This is a genomic window from Pantoea sp. VS1 (assembly GCF_002207995.1).
GTDB lineage: Bacteria > Pseudomonadota > Gammaproteobacteria > Enterobacterales > Enterobacteriaceae > Pantoea > Pantoea dispersa.
In genome coordinates this window covers 1-25,466 of record NZ_NHZE01000040.1, presented here as the reverse complement: position 1 = coordinate 25,466, position 25,466 = coordinate 1, and the positions used below count along the sequence as shown (strand labels likewise).

23 protein-coding genes are annotated in these 25,466 nt (G+C 58.4%); 10 read left to right on the top strand and 13 right to left on the bottom strand.

What is annotated here, in order from left to right; all coding sequences use genetic code 11:
• Positions 1-26: 26 nt before the first annotated feature.
• Together rplY and CBW22_RS14380 are read right to left on the bottom strand one after the other, a co-directional pair.
• On the bottom strand, positions 27-311 hold the full coding sequence (rplY, locus tag CBW22_RS14385) for a 50S ribosomal protein L25 (protein WP_058775794.1): 285 nt from the start codon (positions 309-311) through the stop codon (positions 27-29).
• Between the two features lie 131 nt (positions 312-442).
• Positions 443-2,197, bottom strand: a complete 1,755-nt coding sequence (locus tag CBW22_RS14380) for a DEAD/DEAH box helicase (RefSeq protein WP_088517031.1) — start codon at positions 2,195-2,197, stop codon at positions 443-445.
• A gap of 225 nt (positions 2,198-2,422) precedes the next feature.
• On the opposite strand from CBW22_RS14380, the gene rsuA reads away from it, so the two are divergent.
• From rsuA to CBW22_RS14365, 3 genes are all read left to right on the top strand, one after another.
• The gene (gene rsuA, locus CBW22_RS14375) at positions 2,423-3,145 is read left to right on the top strand and encodes a 16S rRNA pseudouridine(516) synthase RsuA (RefSeq protein WP_088517030.1); all 723 of its coding nucleotides are present in this window, start codon (positions 2,423-2,425) and stop codon (positions 3,143-3,145) included.
• Positions 3,146-3,157: 12 nt separating this feature from the next.
• A complete protein-coding gene (locus CBW22_RS14370) occupies positions 3,158-4,351 on the top strand; it encodes a Bcr/CflA family multidrug efflux MFS transporter (protein ID WP_088517029.1) in 1,194 nt (397 codons plus the stop codon).
• Positions 4,352-4,682: 331 nt separating this feature from the next.
• Positions 4,683-5,009 carry a hypothetical protein gene (locus CBW22_RS14365; RefSeq protein WP_021509254.1) on the top strand — a complete coding sequence of 109 codons (327 nt, stop codon included), beginning with the start codon at positions 4,683-4,685 and terminating at the stop codon, positions 5,007-5,009.
• On the opposite strand, the gene yejF is transcribed toward CBW22_RS14365, so the two are convergent.
• The 9 genes from yejF to yeiP all read right to left on the bottom strand — a co-directional run bounded on the left by yejF (position 5,003) and on the right by yeiP (position 15,874).
• Complete coding sequence (yejF, locus tag CBW22_RS14360; RefSeq protein ID WP_088517028.1) at positions 5,003-6,592, bottom strand: microcin C ABC transporter ATP-binding protein YejF; 1,590 nt, start codon at positions 6,590-6,592, stop codon at positions 5,003-5,005. The genes CBW22_RS14365 and yejF overlap by 7 nt on opposite strands.
• The gene (locus CBW22_RS14355; RefSeq protein WP_058780318.1) at positions 6,593-7,615 is read right to left on the bottom strand and encodes an ABC transporter permease; all 1,023 of its coding nucleotides are present in this window, start codon (positions 7,613-7,615) and stop codon (positions 6,593-6,595) included.
• Positions 7,615-8,706 (bottom strand): microcin C ABC transporter permease YejB, encoded by a 1,092-nt coding sequence (locus CBW22_RS14350; protein ID WP_059009158.1) that lies wholly within the window; start codon positions 8,704-8,706, stop codon positions 7,615-7,617. The genes CBW22_RS14355 and CBW22_RS14350 overlap by 1 nt, the downstream gene beginning before the upstream one ends.
• A 10-nt stretch (positions 8,707-8,716) precedes the next feature.
• Entirely contained in the window at positions 8,717-10,525 is a 1,809-nt protein-coding gene (locus CBW22_RS14345; RefSeq protein ID WP_088517027.1) for an extracellular solute-binding protein, read from the bottom strand.
• 65 nt (positions 10,526-10,590) lie between these two features.
• The gene (locus tag CBW22_RS14340; RefSeq protein ID WP_088517026.1) at positions 10,591-12,156 is read right to left on the bottom strand and encodes a cyclic di-GMP phosphodiesterase; all 1,566 of its coding nucleotides are present in this window, start codon (positions 12,154-12,156) and stop codon (positions 10,591-10,593) included.
• Positions 12,157-12,383: 227 nt separating this feature from the next.
• Positions 12,384-12,959, bottom strand: a complete 576-nt coding sequence (gene mepS / locus CBW22_RS14335) for a bifunctional murein DD-endopeptidase/murein LD-carboxypeptidase (protein ID WP_031280047.1) — start codon at positions 12,957-12,959, stop codon at positions 12,384-12,386.
• A 514-nt stretch (positions 12,960-13,473) separates the two neighbouring features.
• A complete protein-coding gene (locus CBW22_RS14330) occupies positions 13,474-14,181 on the bottom strand; it encodes a phosphatase PAP2 family protein (RefSeq protein WP_031280048.1) in 708 nt (235 codons plus the stop codon).
• Positions 14,182-14,227: 46 nt separating this feature from the next.
• On the bottom strand, positions 14,228-15,202 hold the full coding sequence (locus tag CBW22_RS14325) for a CobW family GTP-binding protein (RefSeq protein ID WP_088517025.1): 975 nt from the start codon (positions 15,200-15,202) through the stop codon (positions 14,228-14,230).
• A 99-nt stretch (positions 15,203-15,301) separates the two neighbouring features.
• Positions 15,302-15,874: an elongation factor P-like protein YeiP gene (yeiP, locus tag CBW22_RS14320; protein ID WP_031280049.1), complete on the bottom strand. Its 573-nt coding sequence runs from the start codon at positions 15,872-15,874 to the stop codon at positions 15,302-15,304.
• A gap of 152 nt (positions 15,875-16,026) precedes the next feature.
• Here yeiP and CBW22_RS14315 point away from each other — a divergent pair, with 152 nt between their 5' ends.
• The 4 genes from CBW22_RS14315 to fruA all read left to right on the top strand — a co-directional run bounded on the left by CBW22_RS14315 (position 16,027) and on the right by fruA (position 20,338).
• Entirely contained in the window at positions 16,027-16,281 is a 255-nt protein-coding gene (locus tag CBW22_RS14315; RefSeq protein WP_058775788.1) for a YkgJ family cysteine cluster protein, read from the top strand.
• A gap of 277 nt (positions 16,282-16,558) precedes the next feature.
• Positions 16,559-17,689, top strand: coding sequence for a fused PTS fructose transporter subunit IIA/HPr protein (gene fruB, locus CBW22_RS14310; RefSeq protein WP_058769932.1), 1,131 nt, complete (start codon positions 16,559-16,561; stop codon positions 17,687-17,689).
• A complete protein-coding gene (gene fruK / locus CBW22_RS14305) occupies positions 17,686-18,624 on the top strand; it encodes a 1-phosphofructokinase (RefSeq protein WP_021509266.1) in 939 nt (312 codons plus the stop codon). The genes fruB and fruK overlap by 4 nt, the downstream gene beginning before the upstream one ends.
• 16 nt (positions 18,625-18,640) lie before the next feature.
• Positions 18,641-20,338 carry a PTS fructose transporter subunit IIBC gene (gene fruA / locus CBW22_RS14300; RefSeq protein WP_088517024.1) on the top strand — a complete coding sequence of 566 codons (1,698 nt, stop codon included), beginning with the start codon at positions 18,641-18,643 and terminating at the stop codon, positions 20,336-20,338.
• A 70-nt stretch (positions 20,339-20,408) separates the two neighbouring features.
• Here the strand turns inward: fruA and nfo are convergent, their stop codons facing one another.
• Both nfo and CBW22_RS14290 read right to left on the bottom strand, forming a co-directional pair.
• Positions 20,409-21,254: a deoxyribonuclease IV gene (gene nfo / locus CBW22_RS14295; RefSeq protein WP_058775787.1), complete on the bottom strand. Its 846-nt coding sequence runs from the start codon at positions 21,252-21,254 to the stop codon at positions 20,409-20,411.
• A 56-nt stretch (positions 21,255-21,310) separates the two neighbouring features.
• On the bottom strand, positions 21,311-22,357 hold the full coding sequence (locus CBW22_RS14290) for a YeiH family putative sulfate export transporter (RefSeq protein ID WP_088517023.1): 1,047 nt from the start codon (positions 22,355-22,357) through the stop codon (positions 21,311-21,313).
• Between the two features lie 106 nt (positions 22,358-22,463).
• Between CBW22_RS14290 and CBW22_RS14285 the strand changes: the two genes are divergently transcribed.
• The 3 genes from CBW22_RS14285 (at position 22,464) to CBW22_RS14275 (ending at position 25,320) form a co-directional block, all read left to right on the top strand.
• The gene (locus CBW22_RS14285) at positions 22,464-22,841 is read left to right on the top strand and encodes a YkvA family protein (protein ID WP_058757253.1); all 378 of its coding nucleotides are present in this window, start codon (positions 22,464-22,466) and stop codon (positions 22,839-22,841) included.
• Between the two features lie 9 nt (positions 22,842-22,850).
• Positions 22,851-23,717 (top strand): DNA-binding transcriptional regulator YeiE, encoded by an 867-nt coding sequence (gene yieE / locus CBW22_RS14280; protein ID WP_088517022.1) that lies wholly within the window; start codon positions 22,851-22,853, stop codon positions 23,715-23,717.
• A gap of 136 nt (positions 23,718-23,853) precedes the next feature.
• A complete protein-coding gene (locus CBW22_RS14275; protein ID WP_058775785.1) occupies positions 23,854-25,320 on the top strand; it encodes an amino acid permease in 1,467 nt (488 codons plus the stop codon).
• Positions 25,321-25,466: the final 146 nt, after the last annotated feature.

The following is a 25,466-nucleotide window of genomic DNA, read 5'->3' as shown; positions in this document are numbered from 1 at the left end:
GCGTTTTTTCGTCAACCCGTTAGCGATTAAGCGCGAACGAAGTCGATGTGGTGCAGTTTTGGCTTGAACGGGTGACGCTGAACAGCCTGAACTTTAACTTTGGTTTCTTTACCGTCAACAACCAGAGTCAGCACGTCGCTGTAGAACTCAGGCTTAGCCTGCATGTTCATCACAGAGTCGTGGTCCAGTTCGATAGAAACCGCAGCGTCTTTACCGCCATAGATGATGGCCGGGAATTTGTTCGCTGCGCGCAGGCGGCGGCTCGCACCCTTACCCTGCTCTTTACGTACTTCTGCATTAATAGTGAACATCTTAAGATCTCTTCTATAGTTCCTGCTACAGGCGACCCAGCAACAGGACGGTTATTCAATACGCTTTTACGGATGCAAAAGCGGGCGGCATTATAGCCGGATTGCCACAGCGGGGCAAATGATTCCGCCGCTTAGCGCAGCTCGTTGGCGCGGCGATAGCGTCCCTGATAATCGAACATTTTTTCCCGCACCTGCCAGAAGTGGCCTTTGGCGCGCGCCACCACAAAATCGGGATGGCGCAGCAGCGGCTGTAACGCCACCACATCGGCGGCGGTCTGCCAGCCGAGCTCCACGCCGGGCGCACGCTGATGTGGCCGCATAAACAGCTGCTCAAAGGCGGTGCGCTGCGCCGGGGTGCGCAGGCGAAAGCGCTCGCTGACGCTGGTGCCATCCTCATCAAAATAGGTGGCTTGCAGCCACTCGCCTTTATCATCGCGTCCGTGCGCCAGCGTCATACCACTGCAGCGCAGTACGCGCGCGTCTTTCAGCTTCAGCGCCGCTTTCAGCATATCATCGGGGTCGACCAGCACCTTGTCGCACTGCTGGCAGCGGCGCGCGGCGATATCATTTTCTGCACCGCAGTCCGGGCAGCTTTTAAAGCGGAAACGGTAGTCGCACTGCGCGCGATTGCCCTCGTCATCGTCGAGCACGCCCTGACAGCGGCGGCCAAAGTGCTCAATGACGTGGCCATCTTCGGTCGCCTTGCCCCAGAAGGTGTTGGCAAAGCCGCAGGCCGGACAAAACACCTGCACCGGCTGGTTATCGCTGGCGCCTTTCGGTGCGCCGACTTCGGGCGTAAAGAGATCGTGCGGGTTTCCGGCGTAATCAAGGATCAGGCAGTCGGTTTTGCCCGGTGCCAGCCGCAACCCGCGACCGACAATTTGCTGATACAGGCTGACCGATTCGGTCGGGCGCAGAATGGCGATCAAATCGACGTGCGGCGCGTCGAAGCCGGTGGTCAGCACCGCCACGTTAACCAGAAACTTAAGCTGTTGCGCTTTGAACTGCTGAATCAGCCGGTCACGCTCTTTCACCGGGGTTTCCGCCGACACCAGCGCACTGTTTTCCGGCAGCAGGCTGAGGATTTCCCGCGCGTGTTCAACGGTCGCGGCAAACACCATCACGCCGCTGCGCGTCTCAGCGAACTCGATGATCTGTCGCATGATCTGCGGCGTGACGCGCTGCTGCTGTTTCAGTTCGCGGTTAAGATCGGCCTCACTGAACAGGCCATTATTCTGCGGGATCAGCCGACTGAAATCGTACTGCACCACCGGCATATCCAGCCGCTCGGGTGGCACCAGAAAGCCATGTTTGATCATATAGCGCAGCGGCAATTCGTAGATGCAGTCGCGGAACAGCGCATTATCATCGCCGCGCACCATGCCGTGATAATGGTACTGGTAAATCCAGCCTTTGCCCAGGCGGAATGGCGTGGCGGTCAGCCCCAGCAGACGCAGCTGCGGATTGTGCTGGCGCAGATGGGCGAACAGCTGCTGATACTGGCTCTCCTCGTTGTCGCTGATGCGATGGCACTCATCGACGATCACCAGCGAAAAGGCGCTGTCAAAACTGGCCAGATTGCGCGCCACTGATTGCACGCTGCCGAACACCACTTTACCGTCGCTCTGCTTGCGCTGCAGGCCCGCGGCGAAGATGTCCGCCTGCAGGCCGTACGCCTGATATTTACTGTGGTTCTGCTCCACCAGTTCTTTGACGTGAGCCAGCACCAGCACGCGACCGCGCGCCAGCCGCGCCAGTTCGGCGATCACCAGGCTTTTGCCGGCGCCGGTTGGCAGCACAATCACCGCTGGCGTGGCGTGGCGGCGAAAATGGGCAACGGTGGCATCAACGGCTTCTTGCTGATAGGGGCGCAGGGTAAACGACATGGGAACCGGCTTTTTCTGGAACGGACGCGCATTATGCCATGAAAGTGGCTGAAACGCAGGATCGGCACTATTAGCAGGCAAAGGTTCAGGCTATACTGCCCACACTTTTTCAACGGTTAACCCTGCTCTCAATTATGCCGTGGCCGCCGCGCTACGCTGTAAATGATTTACCGGGCAAACGCCGTTTCAGTTCCCCTCCGCAGTAACAGGCAAAAAAGCGAATTCATGCGACTCGACAAATTCATATCTCAGCAACTGGAAGTTAGCCGTGCCATCGCCGGCCGTGAAATACGTGGCAGAAAGATCACCATCAATGGCGAAGTGGTGCGCGACACCGCGTATAAAGTCCTGCCGGACGATGCCGTAGAGTACGACGGCAATCCGCTGACGGTGCAGCAGGGCCCGCGCTATTTCATGCTGAATAAACCGCAGGGCTATGTCTGCTCCACCGACGATCCGGATCATCCCACCATTCTCTATTTCATTGAGGAGCCGGCGGCGTTCAAACTGCACGCGGCAGGGCGGCTGGATATTGATACCACCGGGCTGGTGCTGCTGACCGATGATGGTCAGTGGTCGCATCGCATTACCTCTCCGCGCCATCACCTTGAGAAAACCTACCTGGTGGAACTGGAGCAGCCGCTTGACGCGGGGCTGATCGAAAAATTTGCTGCCGGCATTCAGCTGCACAACGAGAAAGATCTGACCAAACCGGCGCAGCTGGAAATCCTCGATGAGAAAGCCGCGCGCCTCACCCTCAGTGAAGGGCGCTATCACCAGGTGAAACGTATGTTTGCGGCGATGGGCAATCACGTCACGGCGCTGCATCGCGAAAGCATCGGTGAGATTGTGCTGGATGACGAGCTCGGTGAAGGCGAATACCGTGAACTGACCGAGGCGGAAATCAACAGCATCGGCCTGCCGGACGAACTGAAACAGCGCAAATAGCGGGAGACAGCGGTGCGTAAGGAAAAAAATTCACCGGTGGGATTAGTGGTGATTCTGGGATTGCTGGCCATGCTGATGCCGCTCTCTATTGATATGTATCTGCCGGCGATGCCGCAAATTGCCCGTGAATTCGCGGTGTCGGCCGGCAGCGTACAGATGACGCTGAATCTCTACATCCTCGGCTTCGCCATTGGTCAACTGGTGTATGGCCCGCTGGCGGACAGCTACGGACGTAAACCGGTGATTGTGCTTGGCACGCTGATTTTTGCCTGCGCGGCGGCAGCCTGCGCGCTGTCGCAATCCATTGACCAGCTGATTCTGATGCGTTTCCTGCACGGGCTCTCCGCCGCCGCGGCCAGCGTGGTAATTAACGCCCTGATGCGCGACAGTTATTCGAAAGAAGATTTCTCGCGCATGATGTCGTTTGTCATGCTGATCACCACCATTGCGCCGCTGCTGGCCCCGATCATCGGCGGCTGGCTGCTGCTGCTGTGGAACTGGCACGCCATCTTCTGGACGCTGGCATTGGCCGCGCTGATTACCACGGTGCTGGTGGTAACGCAGATCCGCGAAACGCTTAAGCCCGAGCAGCGGCAGCGTTTTCACCTGCTCACCACGCTGAGCAATTTTGTCTCGCTGGTGCGGCACAAACGCGCCTTCAGCTATATGCTGGCAAGCGGCTTCTCGTTTGCCGGGCTGTTTACCTTTCTTAACGCCGGGCCGTTTGTTTACATTGAAGTGAACCATGTGTCGCCGCAAAATTTCGGCTACTACTTTGGCCTCAATGTGGTGTTTCTGTTTGTCATGACGCTGATTAACAGCCGCGCGGTGCGCCGTTTCGGACCGCTGGCGATGTTCCGCCTCGGTCTGCTGATTCAGTTTGCCATGGGCATCTGGCTGCTGATTGTCAGCGCGCTCAACCTCGGTTTCCTGCCGCTGGTGTTTGGCGTGGCAATGTTTATTGGCTGCGTATCGACCGTCTCCTCCAATGCGATGGCGGTGATCCTTGACGAATTTCCCCATATGGCCGGCACCGCATCCTCGCTGGCCGGTACGCTGCGCTTTGGCGTCGGTGCGCTGGTTGGCGCGCTGCTGTCGCTGGTCAGCGTCAACAGCGCCTGGCCAATGGTCGCCACCATCGCGCTGTGCGCTACCGTCTCAATCGTGCTGTTCAGCTACGCCGCCCGTCCGCGCCACACCGCGTGATGGCGGCGGGTCTATGCTGAGCCCGCTGTTATTTCACCTCCTGATTTGCCCCTCTCCGCACTCTCGCTCTGCTTAATGTTTCCATATTGTGAAAATTAATTGATAAAAAAGTAACGACATTGCGTCTAAAATGATTGTTAAGCGCCGCGTAACGCGGTAAACATAGGCATAAATGCGAGAAAGCTCGCAAATAATAAAGTTGCATCACGCTATGTGCTTAAAACGAGAAGGCTATCCTTGACGTCCGTATGCTGAGCTTGCCAGGTGGGGATTCACCGCGATGAAGCCGTCCGTTGTGAATAACGTTACTGTCTCTGGGAACCGAAACACTATGCTGCAACTCTCGGTTGTGCATCGTTTACCACAACTTTACCGCTGGTCGCTGGAACATGCCGGCGCCATTGAACGCCAGGAAGCAGCGAACGGCGCGCATGACGGGGATCTGGTCGCGCTGCGCCTGCTGAGCCATGACGGCCATCCGGCGCTGGAGATCCTGCAGCAGCTACAGGAAACGCTGGCGCAGATTCAGGTCGAGTGCAAAATTGCCGAATGTGAAGGGCAGCCGTGTTTGCTGATTCAGCGCGGCGACGAGAGCGCCACTAACTGTTGTCTGAAAAATCAGGGCGTGGCGATCGCCGAAACCTTTGACGGTCACTGAGGCCCGATCTTGCCCTGCGCGGAGGCCAGCAGCTGACGCGTATACTCTGCTGCGGGCGCGTTGAACAGCGCTTCGCATTCACCCTGTTCCACCACTTCACCCTGGCGCAACACCACCAGTTGATGACACAGCGCGCGCACCACCTGCAAATCGTGACTGATAAACAGATACGCCAGCTGATGCTGCTGCTGTAAACGGCGCAGCAGGGTGAGGATCTGCTTTTGCACCGAGCGGTCCAGCGACGAGGTGGGTTCATCCAGCACGATTAGCTGCGGCTGCAGGATCAGCGCGCGGGCAATGGCGATGCGCTGGCGCTGACCGCCAGAGAATTCCGCCGGGTAGCGGCTGCGGCTCGCTGCCTCCAGACCAACCTCTTCCATCACCGCAATGACTCTGGCTTCCTGTTCGGCAGCGCTGAGCTGCGGCTGGTGCACCGCCAGCCCTTCGGCAATCACCTGCTGTACCGTCATGCGCGGATTGAGTGAAGAGTTGGGATCCTGAAACACCACCTGAATGCGCTGGCGCAGCGGCAGTAGCTGCTTCGCGCTCAGCTGATGCAGCGGCTGGCCGTCGAACCAGATCTCGCCGCGCGCAGCAATCAGGCGCAGCAGCGCCAGGCCGGTGGTGCTTTTGCCTGACCCGGATTCGCCGACTAACCCGAGGCTTTCGCCGCGCCGCAGGGTAAAACTGAGATTGTGTAGCGCGGTTTTTTCCGCCACGGTGCGCTTCAGCAGTCCACGGCGAATCGGGAAACCCACCTGCAAATTAGTTACCTGCAACAGCGGCGGCGCGTCGATCAGCGGTACCGGTGCGCCGTCCGGCTCGGCGGCCAGCAGCTCACGGGTATAAGGCTGCTGCGGCTGGCGAAACAGGGCGTCACAGCGGTTGTGTTCCACCTCGCGCCCGTTGCGCATCACCGTCACGCTGTGGGCCAGCTGACGCACAATGTTCAGGTTATGGGTAATGAACAGCATGCCCGTGTTCAGTTCGCGCTGCAGTTCGCGCAGCAGCTGTAAAATCTGTGCCTGTACCGTGACATCCAGCGCCGTGGTGGGCTCATCGGCAATCAGCAGTTTGGGCTGCGTCAGCAAGGCCATGGCGATCATCACGCGCTGGCGCTCGCCGCCGGACAGCTGGTGCGGAAAATCCTGCAGGCGCGTCGCGGCCTGGCGAATGCCTACGCGATCGAGGCAGCTGAGAATCTCAGCGCGCGCCGCTTCACGCCGCATGCCACGGTGCAGCGACAGCACTTCATACAGCTGCTTTTCCACGCTGTGCAGCGGATTGAGTGACACCATCGGCTCCTGAAAAATCATCGCCATCTGGTTGCCGCGCAGCCCGCGCATTTCACGTTCGCTGGCCTGTAACACATCGCGCCCGTCAAACAGGATCTCGCCCTGCGGATAACTCACCGGCGGCTGCGGCAGCAGACGCATAATCGACAGCGCCGTCACGCTCTTGCCCGATCCCGATTCGCCCACCAGCGCCAGCGTTTCGCCGGCGTCGATGCGCAGCGAGATATCTTCCACCACGCGGCGCGGCCCGAACGCCACCGCCAGATGATTCACCGTTAACAAACTCATTTAGCGCCCCCGGCTCGGATCAAAGGCATCGCGCACCGCTTCGCCGATAAAAATCAGCAGCGACAGCAGCAGGGCGAGGGCGAAGAAGCCAGAAAGGCCAAGCCACGGTGCCTGTAAATTGTTTTTTCCCTGCAGCAGCAGTTCGCCCAGCGACGGCGAGCCCACCGGCAGGCCGAAGCCGAGAAAATCCAGTGAGGTCAACGTGGTGATCGAACCGCACAGGATAAACGGCAGAAAGGTGAGCGTGGCAACCATGGCGTTGGGCAACATGTGGCGTAGCATGATGCGGCTATCGCTCACGCCCAGCGCGCGTGCGGCGCGGATATAATCAAAGTTACGCGTGCGCAGGAACTCGGCGCGCACGACGCTCACCAGGCTCATCCAGCCGAAGATCACTGTCAGCAGTAACAGCCACCAGAAATTGGGCTGAATCACGCTGGAGAGCAGAATCAGCATAAACAGCGTCGGCATGCCGGACCACACTTCAATCAATCGCTGGCCGATCAGGTCAACGCGGCCGCCAAAGTAGCCCTGCAGGGCACCCACCACAATGCCAATCACGCTGGAGAACAGCGTTAACAGCAAACCGAACAGCAGCGAGATGCGCGTGCCGTACAGCAGACGCGCCAGTACATCGCCACCGTTAGCATCGGTACCCAGCCAGTTTTGCGCGGACGGCGGTGACGGGAAGGGCACGTCGGTGGCGAAATGAATGGTGCTGTCGCTGAAGCGGATGGGAGCCCACAGCGCCCAGCCCTGCTGGTCAATACGTTGTTTCAGCCACGGATCCTGATAATCCGCCGGCGTGGCAAACTGGCCGCCAAAATCGCTCTCGCTGTAGTTAAACAGCAGCGGTGCGTACCAGCGCTGCTGATAGTGCACCAGCAGCGGTTTGTCATTGGCTAATAATTCCGCGCCCAGCGACAGCACAAAAATGAGCAGAAACAGCCACAGCGACCAGTAGCCGCGCCGGTTGTGGCGAAAGCGCTGCCAGCGCTGCTGGTTAACGGGAGATAAACGCATCAGCGGCCCTCAAAATCAATGCGTGGATCGACCAGCGTATAGGTCAGATCGCTGAGAATATTCATCAGCAGGCCAATCAGCGTAAAGATATACAGCGTGCCGAACATCACCGGATAGTCGCGCTGAATGGTGGCATCATAGCCGAGCAGCCCCATGCCGTTGAGTGAGAACATCACCTCGATTAGCACCGAGCTGGTGAAAAACATACTGATAAAGGTGGCGGGAAACCCGGCGATCACCAGCAGCATGGCGTTGCGAAACACGTGGCCGTACAGGATGCGCTTCTCATCCAGGCCCTTGGCGCGTGCCGTGACGACGTACTGTTTGCGCACCTCATCTAGGAACGAATTTTTCGTCAGCATGGTCAGGGTGGCAAAGCCGCCAATTACCGTAGCCAGCACCGGCAGGGTGATATGCCACAGGTAATCGCTGATTTTGCTGTACCACGGCAGCGTGTCAAACTGCGGCGAAGTGAGGCCACGTAGCGGGAACCAGTCGAGATAGCTGCCGCCGGCAAACAGCACAATCAGCATGATGGCAAACAAAAACGCCGGAATTGAGTAGCCGATGATGATAAAGATGCTGCTCCAGATATCAAACGCGCTGCCGTTGCGCACCGCTTTTTTGATGCCCAGCGGAATCGACACCAGATAGATGATCAGCGTGCTCCACAACCCGAGGCTGATCGACACCGGCAGGCTCTCTTTAATCAGCTGCAGCACCGAGGCGTTACGAAACAGGCTGTCGCCAAAGTCAAAACGCAGGTAATTCCACAGCATTTCGCCATAGCGCTGCAGCAGTGGCTTATCGAAGCCGTAGCGATGGGTTATTTCTGCCACCACCTCCGGATCCAGCCCGCGCGCGCCGCGGTACTGGCTGTCGCCGGGATTGTCGCGCACCAGCGCACCGCGCGCGCCGCTGTCACTGCCGCCGCTGCCAGGCAGACCGGTGCTATGACCAAACTGGATGTTGGCCAGCGCCTGATCGACCGGACCGCCCGGCGCAATCTGTACGATAAAGAAATTCAGGGTGATGATGGCCCACAGCGTGGGAATAATCAGCAACAGCCTGCGCAGGAAATAAGCACCCAAACCGCTCTCCTCAGCGTCGATCGGCCGGTAAACGACCGGCTTTGTTCACATCGTACCACCAGTTTTCCAGCCCGGTGGCAAACGCCGGTTTAATCTGCGGATGGGAAAACTTGTCCCACCAGGCCAGCCGCTGCTCGGCGTTGTACCACATCGGAATCATGTAGGCGTTCCACAGCAGCAGGCGATCCAGCGCCTGACCGAGCGGCAGCAGCGCTTTTTCATCGCCCTGATGCGCCACGATCTGCTGCACGAAATGGTCGACCAGCGGATCTTTTACCCGCGCGGTGTTCCACGAGGAGCTGATGTAATCCGTCTGCCAGACATACTGCAGGCTGGTGGAGGGCCACGGCATCGCCTGATAAAGCGACGGAATCATGTCGTAATCGCCTTCGCGCAGCCGGCGCAGATATTGCGAACTGTCCACCTGACGCAGCGTCATTGTAATGCCAAGCCGTGCCAGGCTGTGCTGGAACGGCAGCGCCCAGTCGTTCGGAGAACCGCTGCGAAGCAACAGTTCAAACTGAAACGGCTGGCCGGTTTTCACGTTTACTAACTGCTGATTTTTGATCTGCCAGCCGGCCTGCTTCAGCAGCGCCATCGCCCGCAGCAGATTGTTGCGGTCAAAGCCGCTGCCGTCAGAGTGCGGAGGCGCGTAGGCGTTGTTGAATACCTCGGCAGGCAGCTGCGCCTTGTAGGGCGCGAGCAGGACCAGCTGATCGGCGTCTGGATAGCCTTTGGCGGCGTAAGCGGTGTTCTGGAAGTAACTGTCGGTCCGCTTGTAAGCGCCGTAGAACAGCGCTTTGTTCATCCACTCAAAATCAAACGCCAGCGTCAGCGCCTCGCGCACGCGGCGGTCGGAAAATAATGCTTTCTCGTTATTGAACGCCAGCCAGCGCGTGTCGGTGGAGACGTCATTCGGCGTGGTGGCTTTCACAATGGCGTGGCTGGTGAAGTTGCGCCCGCGATATTGTGTGGCCCATTTCTTCGCCGAACTCTCCTCGCGCAGGTCATAGGCACCGGCCTTAAACGCTTCAAAAGCCACGTTGTCATCAAGATAGTAGTCGTAGCGCAGGGTATCAAAATTAAAGCGACCGCGGTTCACCGGCAGATCGGCCGCCCAGTAGTTCTTCACCCGGCTATATTGGATGAACTGGCCGGATTTGTACGAAGTGACGCGGTAAGGCCCGCTGGCGAGCGGCGGATAGCCAAGCGGCTCATTGAATTTTTTGTTCTGCCAGAATTTTTCCGGCAGTACCGGCAGCGTGATCCAGCTCAGCACCAGGTCTTTATCTGGTTTGGGCATCTCAATGCGCACCGTCAGCCGGTTCAGCGCTTTCACCTGCACGCCACGAAACGCCACGCGAAACTGCGGCACGCCTTCGGTCATGAATTTGCCGAAGGTGAAGGCAACATCCTGCGCGGTGATCGGCGTACCGTCCTGAAACTGCGCGTGCGGATTGATCGACACCTCCATCCAGTGATAATCGCTGGGATAGCGTGCTGATTCAGCGATCAGCGGATAGTAGCTGCCGGGCTCATCGTCTGAGGTGGTAAACAGGCCGTCGTACAGCGTGTCAGTGCCGATACCGGGATTGCCGCGCGACGCATAGCGGTTGAAGTTGTCGTAAGTGCCCACCACGGCGAGGGTGATCTTGCCGCCTTTTGGCGCCGCCGGATTGGCGTAATCATAATGGCTGAAGTTGACCGCGTATTTCGGTTCGCCCAGCTTCGCAAAGGCATAGCTTTCATGGATAGTGACCGCGTGCACCGGCGCAATGGCGCTGCACATCAGTAGTGCTGTGGCAAGACGAAGCAGCATAAGTGGGGCGCTCTCCTGTGGTAATCCGCACTGTATGGTAGCAGTTTCATGTGCGGTACGTGACGTTAACCCAAACTGGCCTGGCTCTGATAGTAGCTGATCAGCTTTTCCGGGCGCAGCGGGCGGCTAAACAGATACCCCTGCAGATGCGTGACGCCCCGGTTAACCAGCCAGGCCGCCTGGTCGCCGGTTTCCACGCCTTCCGCCACAGTTTTCAGGTTGAGTTTCTTTGCCAGCAGCAACACGGTGTCAAGCACCGGCGAAGTTACGGTTTCGGTGCCGATACTCTGCACAAAGCCGCGATCGATTTTCAGGTAGTCGAACGGATATTTTTCCAGGTAGATCAGCGCGCTATGGCCAGTGCCAAAATCATCGATGGCAATCTTGAAATTGTGTTCATGCAGCCAGGCGAAGATTTCGCCGGCGTTCTTCTCCCGCACCATGGTGCGCTCGGTGATTTCAAATACATAGTTAAAATGATCGGCGGGCATACTGGCGATCCATGCCTGCACGTCGCGGCGAAAACTGGCCGATGCCAGATGCTGCGGTGACATATTCAGACTGAGACGGGTGCCGCGCGGCAGTTGCTGACAGAGAAAACGCGCGTCGCGCGCTACCAGGCTGAACAGATGTTGGGTCAGAGGAATAATCAGGTTCTGCGCTTCGGCGTGGCTGATAAATACATCGGGTGGGATCATGCCTTCAACCGGGTGAGTCCAGCGCAGCAGCGCTTCAACGCCATAGGGTTTGCCGTTGTGTGCCGTTACCAGCGGCTGATACTCAACGTGAAACTGACCGCGCCGGATGCCGAGCAGGATTTCACGTCCCGGTCGCTGATGCAGCGACAGCAGCAGCCAGCTGATTGCGGCAACCAGCAGCGCCAGCAGCAGGCCGGTCAGCAACGCCAGCGTGTAATCGCGTGAGGCCAGCGTGCTGCCGTAAAGCACAAAGCGCATGCTGCCGTCATCAAGCGTCAGGTCGGTGAGGGCGGGCGGCAAATCGCGGCTGCGCACCACCTGGCTGGTGCCGCTGAGCAGCGCGCTATCGCCTGCCACCAGCGCCATGCGCGTGATTTCGGGATGGTAAGAGGCCAGCAGCTGGTAAGGCGTCATGCTGAGGTTCATGGTGGCGAGGATGCCGGTTTCGTTCGCTCCCGGACTTTTCAGCCACAGCGCCAGCGCTGGCTTGGCGGGCTGCAGCGGTGTGCCGGGCAGCAGGCGGACGTCACGGTCGCGCTCCAGCTCTGAATCGGGTGAAATGGCGCTGGCGGCCAGCAGAAATGCGCCGGTAGCCGAAGAGCAGTAAGCGTTGCCGCCGCGTACCAGTAATATCGCGCGAATGTTGCCGGCAAAGGCGGCGCGAGAGGTCAGCTCACGGTTGACGCTGTTGCAGCTGAGCTGAGTGTATTGCTGCAGTGGATAAAGGCTCTCGACCAGGGTTGACATCACCTGTTGCAGATCGTCACGGCTGTGAGCCAGCAGCTGCTGGTGTTGCTGGACGCGTTTTTGCCAGGTCAGCGTGAGCAGGACGGTGACAAACAGGATAAAAAACGCGACCCCAATAATTACGCTACTCCAGGCGATGCGCCGCGAGTAGCTGGCATGACGATTTAACGTCCCCGACAGTGGCATGGAGTTGGTTCCCCTGATCTTGCCCTTTTTATTATAAAAACGCATACAACTGTGCTGGTTCAAGGCAACGAGAATATAACGAGGTTGCGCGAAAAGTCTCGTTATATTTTTGATTCACAATTACTTTTTCCGTCATGGATTTGGCTTAAGCAACCGCAGACGAAAAAAAACGCTGCCGGGGCAGCGTTTTCAGATTCTCTGGCTGAGAACATCAGGAAGGAAGGAGGTTAACTGGGGTTTTTTGCCAGTACCCGACGCGCTTCGCGGTAGCGGTTTTTCCAGTAACTGTCGTTAAGGCTGGAAATCATCACGCCGCTGCTGGTAGACGCGTGTACAAAATTGTCGTTGCCGAGATAGATGCCGACATGGCGACCGGTGGAGCCGGCGCGGAACAGCACTAAATCACCCGGACGCAGTTTACTGCGTGAAATCTCTTTACCGCTGTCCTGCTGTTCCGAGGTGGAACGCGGCAGCTCTAAACCAAACTGTTCGCGAAAGGTGCGCTGAACAAAAGCAGAACAGTCAATGCCGCGTTTGGTGTCGCCGCCTAAGCGATAACGCACACCTTTCCAGTCACTGTACTGCTCCATGATGCGGGACTTAACGTCCACGTTCTGCACCATTTGTTCAAATTCGTCCTGAGACGCCTGAAGTAAAAAACCATTCTGGTTGTTAACTTCATGATTCTCGTTATTCGCGTTCTGACCGTTATGGGTACTGCTACATGCCGATAAGAGGGTTGCTAATGCTACTGCGGGAATAATCCGCCTGAGGTATCTCAGAATTGGTTGAGACTTGACCATTGTACGTGTTTTCCTTCGATGTCCTTACGACAGAATGTCGCCAGCCAGATGACAAAACGGGTTGAGATTAATAAGTGCGACCCTCTAAGACAATTCCTTAATTACTAAAATGTGTTAATGCACACATTTTTGTTGCTTAAGGTACCGAATTTTATGCTGCACGGTAGTAATCGGAGTTGAGGTTAACCGATTACAGACCGCGTGGCGAGTGCTTTTATATAAATTTTTATAGGTTTTTTTGATGTGAAATCAATCTGTAACACAACGGTTACTTTATCAACAACTGGTAGCGATTTAAGCGTCAATTAACGGCAGGAACAGCGGCTAATTCTGGCGCTAAGGAAGATTTTAAGAGGGTTCTGACTGGACAGGCCAGGAATAACGCCATTGTCAGACGATTTGACGCATAGGTTTTTCTTTTATCAGAAAACGCTTAGTCCGCTAATAATTTATTGCAGGATTAAATAAGCGCAGGCGATCTTAAAAACAGGAAATAATCGCCCGCGCTAAACAATTACGCCTGGGGTTTATATTTTCCGGGCAGCGAACGATAGAGCCAGTTCACCAGTTTGTCGCTGGCCGGTGTTAATAACCACCAGCTCAGGCCCACCAGCACCACCGACAGCGAACCGACCGCGATATCGGTAAACCAGTGTGCGCCTGCCATTACGCGCGGCAGGGAAAAGAGCACCACAATCAGCAGGCCCATCAGGAAGGCGCGGAAGCCGAAATAGCGCCACATAAAGCAGGCGAAGATAATCAGCATCATGCCGTGGTCGCCGGGGAAGCTGTCTCTGGACGCATCTTTTGCCGGAATGCCGGTCAGTTCGCTGACGCGATGCACGTTATCAAAGAACAGCGTCGGGCTGGCATGCTTAACCGGCAGCAGATGGCCCAGCTGGTTAAGAATCACCGCCGTCAGCAGCATGGTGATACCAATCGCCAGCATACGACGTCGGCCCTGCGGCGTTTCGCGGCGCCAGAACCACAGATAGAGCAGGCCCATCGCCAGTAGCGACACCGCATCAAAACCGCGGAAATTGGTGATCGCCACCAGCAGCGCAAAGCCGTGATGGTCGACCATCTGGTCGTTAAAGCCAAAAAAGATGCCTTTGTCGAGAGCGAACCAGAACCCGTGCTCCGGCGGCAGATACCACGACATAAATAGCATCACACCCAGCGCATTCAGCAGCAGGATGGTGATCAAACGAGAAGTGCGCATAAAAGTAACTCAAAAAGAAAAAAAATAACGGGCAAACCTACCGCAGCTAATTTAAACGAATCTTCAACAGGGCAGTCTGCAAGGCATTCCAGTCGGCGGCCTGATGGTGGATCAATTCGATACGGCTATCCGGCGGCGTGACCGGGCGCGTTTCGATGAACAGGTCTTCACCCTGACGGTTAATGCTGACCAGACCGTCAGCGGTACGCAGCACGCCTTTCACGCGATCCACCGGCGCAAGCCGCGCCCACTCTAAAGCCGGAATAGTATCGAACACCGTGTCACCATCGAAAATCCAGCCACAGGAAGCATAGCCCTGACCTTCATTTAACGCACGACGCCAGCGCGCTTCGCCTTCCAGTTTCAGCGCCGCCAGCCCCTGCGGGCGTGACGAATGATGATGATGCGCGGCATCGGGTACCGCACGATCCGCCAATGCCGGCTGACTCAGCAACGCCGGATCAATATTGCCCCAGCTGGCTTCCACCAGTTGACGGTCGCCCAGATGCTGCTGCTGCCAGCTCGCCAGCCGCTGACGATCTTCCGCATCCCATTTGTCGCTCTTGTTGGCGATGATGATGTCTGCGGCGATCAGTTGGTCGCGAAAGTTTTCATTATCCGTGACGCGCGTATCGGATAACTGACGCGGATCGAGCAGCGTCAGCGTGGCGTCCACGCGGATCCATGGCTGATAGACCGCAGCACGCAGCATATTCAGTAACTGTTTGGGATGGCCAAGGCCGGTGGGTTCGATGATCAGGCGGTCCGGCTGGGTCTGCTTCAGCAGCATATTCAGCCCAACCTGCAGCGGCAGGCCGTTAACACAGCACATGCAGCCGCCGGGGATCTCTTTCAGCGTGGCGCCGCGGTCAGCGAGCAGGGCGCCGTCAATGCCGATCTCGCCAAACTCGTTGACCAGAATGGCCCACTTCTCATTGGCCGGTTTGTGCGCCAGCAGATGTAACAGGGTGGTGGTTTTACCGCTACCGAGAAAACCGGTAATCAGGTTCACGCGCGTCATGATTTACTCCGTTAAAATAGCCGCGCCGGACAACCGCATCCGGCGCGCAGGCTGTTGTTATACTATAACAATCAACCGCCGCCGGAGAAAATCGTGCGCTTAATCGGCGCGTCCCATATAACGACGCTCGGCAATATGGATTCGGATGCGATCGCCATTGCTCAGGTACTCCGGCACCTGAATCGACAGCCCGGTGCTCATGCCCGCCGGTTTGGTGCGTGCGCTGGCGGATGCCCCTTTGATGCCGGGAGAGGTATCAACAATCTCCATGTCTACCGTCTGCGGCAGTTCCAGCGCCAGCACCTGGCCATCCATGGTGAGTACCTGGATACCGGGAATGCCGCCTTCCGGAATAAACAGCAGCTCTTCTTCGATTTGATCTTTTTTAAAGCTGTACGGCGTGTAATCTTCGTCATCCATAAACACGTATTCGTCGCCGTCAATGTATGAGAAGGTCACCGCGCGGCGGCTGAGCTGGATGGCATCAATAATGTCGTCACCCTTGAAGCGCTCTTCAACTTTCAGGCCGGTGCGCACATCGGTGAAACGCATCTTGTACAGCGTGGCGGCACCGCGCGCGCTCGGGCTCTGGACATCGATATCCTTCACCAGCAACAGTTTACCGTTCCAGGTGACGGCCATTCCTTTTTTGATTTCGTTTGCCTTTGGCATAATGCTTGACTCGCTATAACCATGTAGATGCGCGCCAACTTACTCGCGCGGTGAAAAACAGGCAAGTGAGGCCGGTGAAAATTGTTGGTCGCGCATAGAATTCCGCGGTGCAGACTGCTATTGTCGGCCGCTAATCTTTGCAGGAGCGCATGATGTTATGTCGAGACCAGTGCGGTGCCTGCTGCACAGCCCCCTCCATCTCTTCCCCCATTCCCGGTATGCCTGACGGCAAACCGGCCAATACCCGCTGCGTGCAGCTCGACGAACAGCAGCGCTGCAAAATTTTTGGCTCGCCGCTGCGTCCGGCGGTGTGTGCCGGTTTACAGCCACAGGCGGAGATGTGCGGCAGCAGCCGCGCCGACGCCATGATCTACCTGTTGCAGCTGGAAGCCGATACCGCGCCCTGAGTTTAAGCTGACGCGAGCTGAACAGCACGCTCGTCACAGGTACCGCGTTACAGCAACGCGTCAGCGCGCCCGCTGTGAAAAATCCTAAATCCGCCGCGAAGTGTGCGGAGCATCAAAAATCTGCTACGCCGATTGCGCATTTTCTTGCCTGTAATCGGGGGCTGTACCATATTCCCTGAAACGTTTCAGCGTTGTCCTCCCGGCTAAGTCCGTGTCGCACAGCGTATTTTTTCGCCATCAGGCTGAAACGATTCACTTTCAGCAAGCGAGGAGAAATATGTTCCAGCTCGAAGTTCAGGCCATTCACACCGGCGCCAGCGCGTCCGATAAAGAACAGGCCATTCGTCAGGTTGCCGCTGCGCTTACTGCGGCCGGAAATGTGGCCGAAGGCTACGTCGACGGCATGCTGGCGCGCGAACAGCAAACCACCACCTTTCTCGGCAACGGCATCGCCATTCCGCACGGCACCACCGATACCCGCGATCTGGTGCTGAAAACCGGCGTGCAGGTTTATCAGTTCCCGCAGGGCGTGGACTGGGGCGATGGCCAGACGGCGTACGTCGCCATCGGCATTGCCGCTAAATCTGACGAGCACCTCGCGCTGCTGCGCCAGCTGACCCACGTATTAAGCGATGACAGCATCGCGGAGCAGCTGAAATCTGCATCTGCTGAAGAGCTGCGCGCGCTGCTGATGGGTGAAAAGCAGGCCGCTGAATTCCAGTTCGATACGTCGCTGATCGCCACTGACGTGGCCGCCAGCGATCTGATGACGCTGCAGGCGCTGAACGCTGGTCGTCTGCAGGCGGCCGGTGCCGTTGACGCCAGCTTTGTCGCGGACGTTGTCTCGCACGCGCCGCTCAGCCTCGGTCAGGGCATCTGGCTGAGCGACAGCACGCACGGCAACCTCAACAGCGCGGTGGCAGTGAGCCGCAGCGCGACGCCGCTGACGCATCAGGGCGAACCGGTAGCGCTGCTGCTGACGGTCGCCGCCACCGATCAGCGCCCGCTTGAGGTGTTGGGTTACCTCAGCAATCTGCTGCTGAACAAGCAGGCTGAACGCCTGCTGAAGGCGGACGCGGCAGGCATTCTCGCGCTGCTGACCAGCGAAGTTGATGAGGCTGCGGACGTCTTAACCGCGGAATTCACCATCCGCAACGAGCACGGTCTGCATGCGCGTCCGGGCACCGCGCTGGTGAGCGTGATCAAGCAATTCAACAGCGATATCACCGTGACCAATCTCGACGGCAGCGGTAAGCCGGCTAACGGGCGCAGCCTGATGAAGGTGGTCGCGCTGGGCGTGAAGAAAGGCCATCGTCTGCGTTTCACCGCCAGCGGTGACGATGCGCAGCAGGCACTGCACGCTATCGAAGAAGCCATTAATAGCGGTCTGGGCGAGGGGGCAGCATGAGTCGTCGCGTTGCCACTATTACCCTGAACCCGGCGTACGATCTGGTCGGCTACACGCCGGAGATCGAGCGCGGCGAAGTTAACCTGGTCAAAACCACCGGGCTGCACGCTGCGGGTAAAGGCATCAATGTCGCCAAAGTGCTGAAAGATCTCGGCATCGACGTCACCGTCGGCGGCTTCCTCGGCAAAGAGAATCAGGACGGCTTTCAGCAGCTGTTCAGCGAACTCGGCATCGCTAATCGTTTTCAGGTGGTGCAGGGCCGTACCCGCATTAACGTTAAGCTGACGGAAAAAGACGGCGACGTCACCGACCTCAACTTCTCGGGCTTTGACGTCACACCCCAGGACTGGGACCGCTTCACCGCCGACTCGCTGACCTGGCTGGGCCAGTTCGATATGGTGTGCGTCAGCGGCAGCCTGCCAGCCGGCGTTGCGCCGGACGCGTTCACCAAATGGATGAGCGATCTGCGCACCCACTGTCCGTGCATCATTTTTGACAGCAGCCGTGAAGCGCTGGTGGCCGGTCTGAAAGCGGCACCGTGGCTGGTAAAACCCAACCGCCGCGAGCTGGAGATCTGGGCCGGCCGCAAGCTGCCGACGCTGCAGGATGTGATTGACGCCGCGCACCAGCTGCGCGAGCAGGGCATTGCCCACGTGGTGATCTCCCTCGGTGCGGAAGGCGCGCTGTGGGTCAATGCCTCTGGCGAATGGATCGCCAAACCGCCTGCGTGTGAAGTGGTCAGCACCGTAGGCGCCGGAGATTCGATGGTTGGCGGCCTGATTTATGGCCTGCTGATGCGGGAATCCAGTGAACACACGCTGCGTCTGGCGACGGCGGTGGCGGCCATGGCCGTCAGCCAGAGCAACGTCGGCGTGACCGATCGTACCCAGTTGGCCGCGATGATGGCGCGTGTCGACTTACAACCCGTTAACTAACAGCAGGAGAGCGATAATGAAAACGCTGCTGATAAAAGATTCTTCACTCGGCCTGGCATCAGGCCATTTAGCCTCGGAACGTCTGCAGGCGGCGGCAGGGCAGGCGGGACTGACGCTGGTCGACAGCGCCGCGGATGCCGAACTGGTGCTGGTGATTGGCCAGCAGGTTACCGACAACGCGCAGCTCGCCGGCAAGTCCGTTGCCCTCGTGGACGTGCAGCAGGCGCTGCGCGATCCGCAGGCGGCACTGGCGCTGGCTAAAGATGCGGCGCAACCGTGGCAGCCAGCTGCGGCGACACCGGCGGCAAGTGCACCGGCGCAGAGCGCCGGGCAGAAACGTATTGTGGCCGTCACTGCCTGTCCGACCGGCGTGGCGCACACCTTCATGGCAGCCGAGGCGATTGAGGCGGAAGCCAGCAAGCGCGGCTGGTGGGTAAAAGTGGAAACCCGCGGCTCAGTCGGCGCCGGCAACCCGATCACCCCGGAAGAAGTGGCGGCGGCCGATCTGGTGATCGTTGCGGCGGATATCGACGTTGATCTGGCGAAATTTGCCGGCAAGCCGATGTACCGCACCTCCACCAGTCTGGCGCTGAAGAAAACCGCACAGGAGCTGGATAAAGCGCAGGCGGAAGCCAAAGTCTGGCTGCCTTCCGGCAACCAGGCGGCAGCCAGCCAGAGCGACAGTAAAGAGAAAGCCGGTGCCTATCGGCATCTGCTGACCGGCGTATCTTATATGCTGCCGATGGTGGTCGCCGGCGGTCTGAGCATTGCGCTGTCATTCGCCTTTGGGATTACCGCGTTTAAAGAGCAGGGCACCTTAGCCGCGGCGCTGATGCAGATCGGTGGCGGCAGCGCCTTTGCGCTGATGGTGCCGGTGCTGGCGGGCTTTATCGCCTTCTCGATTGCTGACCGTCCGGGTCTGACGCCGGGTCTGATTGGCGGCATGATCGCCACCAGCATCAACGCCGGTTTCCTTGGCGGCATCATCGCCGGTTTCATCGCTGGTTACGCCGCGAAACTGCTGAGCAGCAAAGTGAAGCTGCCGCAAAGTATGGAAGCGCTGAAGCCGATTCTGATCATTCCGCTGGTGGCCAGTCTGATTACCGGCCTGCTGATGATTTACGTGGTAGGCAAACCGGTTGCCGGCATCATGAGCGGCCTGACCAGCTGGCTGGCGAACATGGGCACTGCTAACGCGGTCCTGCTGGGCGCAATTTTGGGCGGCATGATGTGTACCGACATGGGCGGTCCGGTGAACAAAGTGGCTTACGCGTTTGGTGTTGGTCTGCTGAGTTCGCAAACCTACGCGCCGATGGCCGCGATCATGGCGGCCGGTATGGTGCCACCGCTGGCGATGGGGCTGGCAACGCTGGTAGCGCGTCGTAAGTTCAATAAAGGTCAGCAGGAAGGCGGTAAAGCCGCGCTGGTACTCGGCCTGTGCTTTATCTCCGAAGGTGCCATTCCGTTTGCGGCGCGTGATCCGATGCGCGTGCTGCCATGCTGTATCGTGGGTGGCGCAGTGACCGGTGCGATCTCCATGGCGATGGGGGCCAAACTGATGGCGCCGCACGGCGGGCTGTTCGTCCTGCTGATTCCAGGCGCCATTACCCCGGTGCTGGGTTACCTGCTGGCGATTGTGATTGGTACGCTGATTGCGGGTCTGGGCTATGCGATTCTGAAACGTCCGGAAGAGGAACTGGCCAAAGCCGCGTAACGGCAGCCAGGAACAACAAAGGGAGCCGCGGCTCCCTTTTTTTATTGGCGACAGGCCCCGGTGAAACCCGTTACGCCTGCTGCTCGGCCTTCAGCCAGGCAATTTCATCCTTCCAGATATCCGGATTGATGGTTTCGAGAATCATCGGGATACCGTCAAAACGCGCATCCTTCATCAGCCAGCTAAACGCGGTCTTGCCAATGTTGCCCTCGCCGAGGCTGTGATGGCGATCCACGCGGCTGCCGAGCGTGGATTTGGCATCGTTAAGGTGCATACCGCGCAGATACTGAAAGCCCACCACGCGCTCAAACTCGGCAAAGGTAGCTTCACAGGCAGCTTCGCTGCGTAAATCATATCCACCAGCGAAGGCGTGGCAGGTGTCGATGCATACGCCGACGCGCGATTTATCCTCGACGTGGTCAATAATTGCCGCGAGGTGTTCAAAGCGGAAACCGAGGTTGCTGCCCTGGCCGGCGGTATTCTCAATCACCGCTACCACGTTGTGGGTTTTATCCAGCGCAATGTTGATCGACTCGGCGATGCGCTTCAGGCAGGCATCTTCATCAATCTGCTGCAGGTGGCTGCCGGGATGGAAGTTGAGCAGCGTCAGGCCAAGCTGTTCGGCGCGCTGCATCTCATCGATAAACGCCTCGCGCGATTTCTCCAGCGCGTCCATCACCGGGTGGCCGAGGTTAATCAGATAGCTGTCGTGCGGCAGGATTTGCGCGGCGCTAAAGTTGTATTGATCGCAGGCGGTTTTAAAAGCGTCGATCACCTGCGCAGAGAGCGGCGCGGCTTTCCACTGGCGCTGATTTTTTGTGAACAGCGCAAAGGCTGTGGCTTCGATTTCATGGGCACGGATCACTGCCTGGTCTACGCCGCCGGATGCGCTTACGTGTGCGCCGATATATTTCATGCCGCTCTCCTGAATGGGCGATTGCTGATGCAAAACGCCCATGATAGCGGATGCGCTTACGCCATGAAATGTTGCACCAGCACATTCAGTGCGCCGCCGCCGAGAATCAGCCAGATAAACATCAGCAGACCAAGCAGCAGCGGTTTGACGCCCGCCTGCTTCAGCGCGCCGAAACGCGTGGTTAAGCCCAGCGCCGCCATCGCCATCGCCAGCAGCAGATTCGCCAGCTGATTCAGTCCCGCTACCACCGGCGGTGGCAGCAGATGCAGCGAGTTAAACAGTGCCACCACAATAAACAACAGGGCAAACCACGGAAAGCGGATCGGCTGCTGCGCCTGACGCTGGTGGCTGCGCTGGCGCTGCAGCCAGCTGCCGAGGATCAGCAGAAACGGTGCCAGCATCATCACCCGCAGCATCTTGGCGATCACCGCCGTGTTCTCCGTTTCCGCGCCCATTGCATGGCCAGCCGCCACCACCTGCGCCACTTCGTGTAGCGTCGAGCCGGTAAAGACGCCAAAGTGCTGCGCGCTGACCTGCGGCAGCAGCGTCCAGATAAACGGGTACAGCACAATGCCGACGGTGCCAAACAGCACCACGGTGGCCACCGCGACCGCCACTTTCGACGGTGCGGCTTTGATCACCGGTTCACTTGCCAGCACCGCTGCCGCACCGCAGATGCTGCTGCCGGCACCAATCAGCCACACGGTTTCGCGATCCATTTTCAGTAAACGGATACCGATCAGGCAGGTGATCAGAAAGGTTGAGCTCAGCACCAGCACATCAATCAGCACGCCGCTGACGCCGACATCGGCGATCTGCTGCACGGTGATGCGGAAGCCGTAAAGAATAATGCCGAGGCGCAGCAGTCGCTGTTTGGCCAGCAGCACCCCGCTGTCGCACGGGGTCGCAACGCGGGGATACAGGCTATTACCCAGCACGATGCCGATAATGATAGCCAGCGTCAGCGCGCCGAATCCCGCGCCAGCCAGCCACGGCTGACTGGCCAGCCACGCGGCACCTGCGGCGATGGCGGCGGTCAGCAGCAGTCCCGGCAGCCAGCGATGAACATGAAAAGGGGTTTTGTTGACGCTTACTTCAGCCATAATACGCTTCTCCTCAGTGAGGCTTTAGCGTGCGCCTGGCTGGCTTAAAAGTGAAATTGATAATATATTTATAATCAACCGGAATAAGTGATAAGGAAGGGCAACAATGTTCATGCGCTTGCGCCGCTGGGCGAAGCTCATCAAACGGGACGTGCTGACGCTGTGGTTTGCCTGTCGCGATCCGCGTACGCCGTGGTGGTTTAAGCTGCTGGCGTTTGGCATCGTCGCTTATGCGCTCAGCCCCATCGATCTGATTCCGGACTTCATCCCGATTATTGGCCTGCTGGATGATGCGATTATCATCCCGCTTGGCGTGATGATCCTGCTGCGTCTGCTGCCGCGCGACGTGCGCATCAGCAGCGCCGAACGCGCCGAGGTGCAACGGGCGCGCGGCAAAAAGATCGTCAGCTGGAGCGGCCTGATTCTGATGCTGCTGATCTGGCTGGCGGTGGTGATCTATCTGGTGAAGCGATACGCCATGTAAGGAGCACGCATGCACATTACGCTGCGTCAGATTGAAGTGTTTACCGAGGTGCTGAAAAGCGGCTCCACCACTCAGGCCTCGCAGGTGCTGGCGCTGTCGCAGTCGGCGGTCAGCGCGGCTCTGGCCGATCTGGAAAGTCAGCTCGGTGTACAGCTGTTCGACCGCGTCGGTAAACGGCTGGTGCTCAACGAGCACGGCCGGCTGCTCTATCCGCGTGCGGTCGGGCTGCTGGAGCAGGCGATTGAGATCGAACAGCTGTTTAAAGAGGACAACGGAGCGATTCGCCTGTTTGCCAGCAGCACCATCGGCAACTATCTGCTGCCGGGGATGATCGCCGCGTATCGTCGCGATTTTCCCACGCTGCCGCTGGAGCTGAGCGTCGGCAACAGCCAGGACGCCATCAATGCGGTGGCCGATTTTCGCGTCGACATTGGCCTGATTGAAGGGCCGTGCCATGAGCCGGATATCATCAGCGAACCGTGGCTGGAAGATGAACTGGTGGTGTTCGCCGCGCCGGATGCGCCGCTGTTACGGCAGCCGGTGACGCTGGAGACGCTGGCCGCTGCGCCGTGGATCCTGCGCGAGCGCGGTTCCGGTACGCGTGAGATTGTCGATTACCTGCTGCTGTCGCACCTGCCGCAGTTTCAGCTGGGGATGGAGTTGGGCAACTCAGAGGCGATTAAACACGCGGTGCGCCACGGCATGGGCATCAGCTGCTTATCGCGCCGGGTGATTGCCGATCTGCTGGAGGCGGGCACGCTGACGGAAGTGCCGGTGCCCCTGCCGCGCCTGAGGCGTACCCTGTATCGCATCCATCACCGGCAGAAACATCTGTCGAAAGCGCTGAGCCGCTTCCTCGCCTATTGCCGGGAATAGCCGCAGCCTGCCCTGTGCTGTGGCTAATAATTCCCGGCCGATTATGAAGGTAACTAATAACCCGAGGCGAATGCTATACAGTGCAGGCTTTGCTGCTACAATCGCGCCTTATTTTTATCCAGCATAGCGTTTACACATGCATAATGACTCAAAAACAACACAACAACCTGGGCTGCGCCGTGAATTAAAAGCGCGCCATCTCACCATGATCGCCATTGGCGGTTCTATCGGCACCGGCCTGTTTGTCGCCTCGGGTGCCACTATCTCTCAGGCGGGTCCTGGCGGTGCGTTACTCTCCTACGCGCTGATCGGCCTGATGGTCTACTTCCTGATGACCAGCCTCGGCGAACTGGCGGCGTTTATGCCGGTCTCCGGTTCCTTTGCCACCTACGGCGCTAAATATGTCGAAGAGGGCTTTGGCTTCGCGCTGGGCTGGAACTACTGGTACAACTGGGCGGTGACCATCGCCGTTGACCTCGTCGCCTCACAGCTGGTGATGAACTACTGGTTCCCGGACACGCCAGGCTGGATCTGGAGCGCGCTGTTCCTCGGTCTGATGTTCCTGCTCAACTATATTTCGGTCAAAGGCTTCGGCGAGGCGGAATACTGGTTCTCGCTGATCAAAGTCGCCACCGTCATCATCTTTATTGTGGTCGGTGTGCTGATGATTACCGGCATCCTGCGCGGCGCGGAAAATGCTGGCTGGCACAACTGGACGGTGGGAGATGCGCCGTTTGCCGGCGGGTTTGCGGCGATGATTGGCGTGGCGATGATTGTCGGCTTCTCTTTCCAGGGCACCGAACTGATCGGGATTGCCGCCGGTGAATCAGAAGACCCGGCGAAGAATATCCCGCGCGCGGTGCGCCAGGTGTTCTGGCGCATTCTGCTGTTCTATGTGTTCGCGATCCTGATCATCAGCCTGATTCTGCCGTATACCGATCCGCAGCTGCTGCATAACGATGTCACCGATATCAGCGTCAGCCCGTTCACGCTGGTGTTCCAGAATGCCGGTCTGCTGTCCGCGGCGGCGGTGATGAACGCGGTGATCCTGACGGCGGTGCTGTCGGCGGGGAACTCCGGCATGTACGCCTCAACGCGTATGCTGTTTAACCTGGCGCAGGAAGGCAAGGCACCGCGCATTTTTGCAAAACTGTCGAAAGGCGGCGTACCGCGCAATGCCCTGCTGGCGACCACGGTGGTGGCAGCGCTTTGCTTCCTGACCTCGAAATTTGGCAATCAGGAAGTGTACCTGTGGCTGCTGAATACGTCAGGGATGACCGGCTTTATCGCCTGGCTCGGCATTGCTATCAGCCATTATCGCTTCCGCCGCGGCTATGTGGCACAGGGGCTGAATCTGGCCGATCTGCCTTACCGCTCCGGCTTCTTCCCGCTGGGTCCGATGTTTGCGTTCGCGCTGTGTCTGGTCATTACGCTGGGGCAGAATTATCAGGCATTCCTCGCCGATCGCATCGACTGGTACGGCGTAGCCGCAACCTATATCGGCATTCCGCTGTTCCTGGTGATCTGGCTGGGCTATAAGCTGACGCGCGGCACCCGCTTCGTGAAATACAGCGAGATGGAATTCCCTTCCTTTAAGCAGTAATGCCTGACAACGCGGCCTTGACGCGATTTTGCGCGATGAATCGCGCCGCTACAAATCGGTGTAACCTTCTGTAGCGGCGCAATTTATTGCGCTGGCAAACAGGCAGTAATGCCTGACAACGCGGCCCTGGCCGCGTTTTTGCGCGA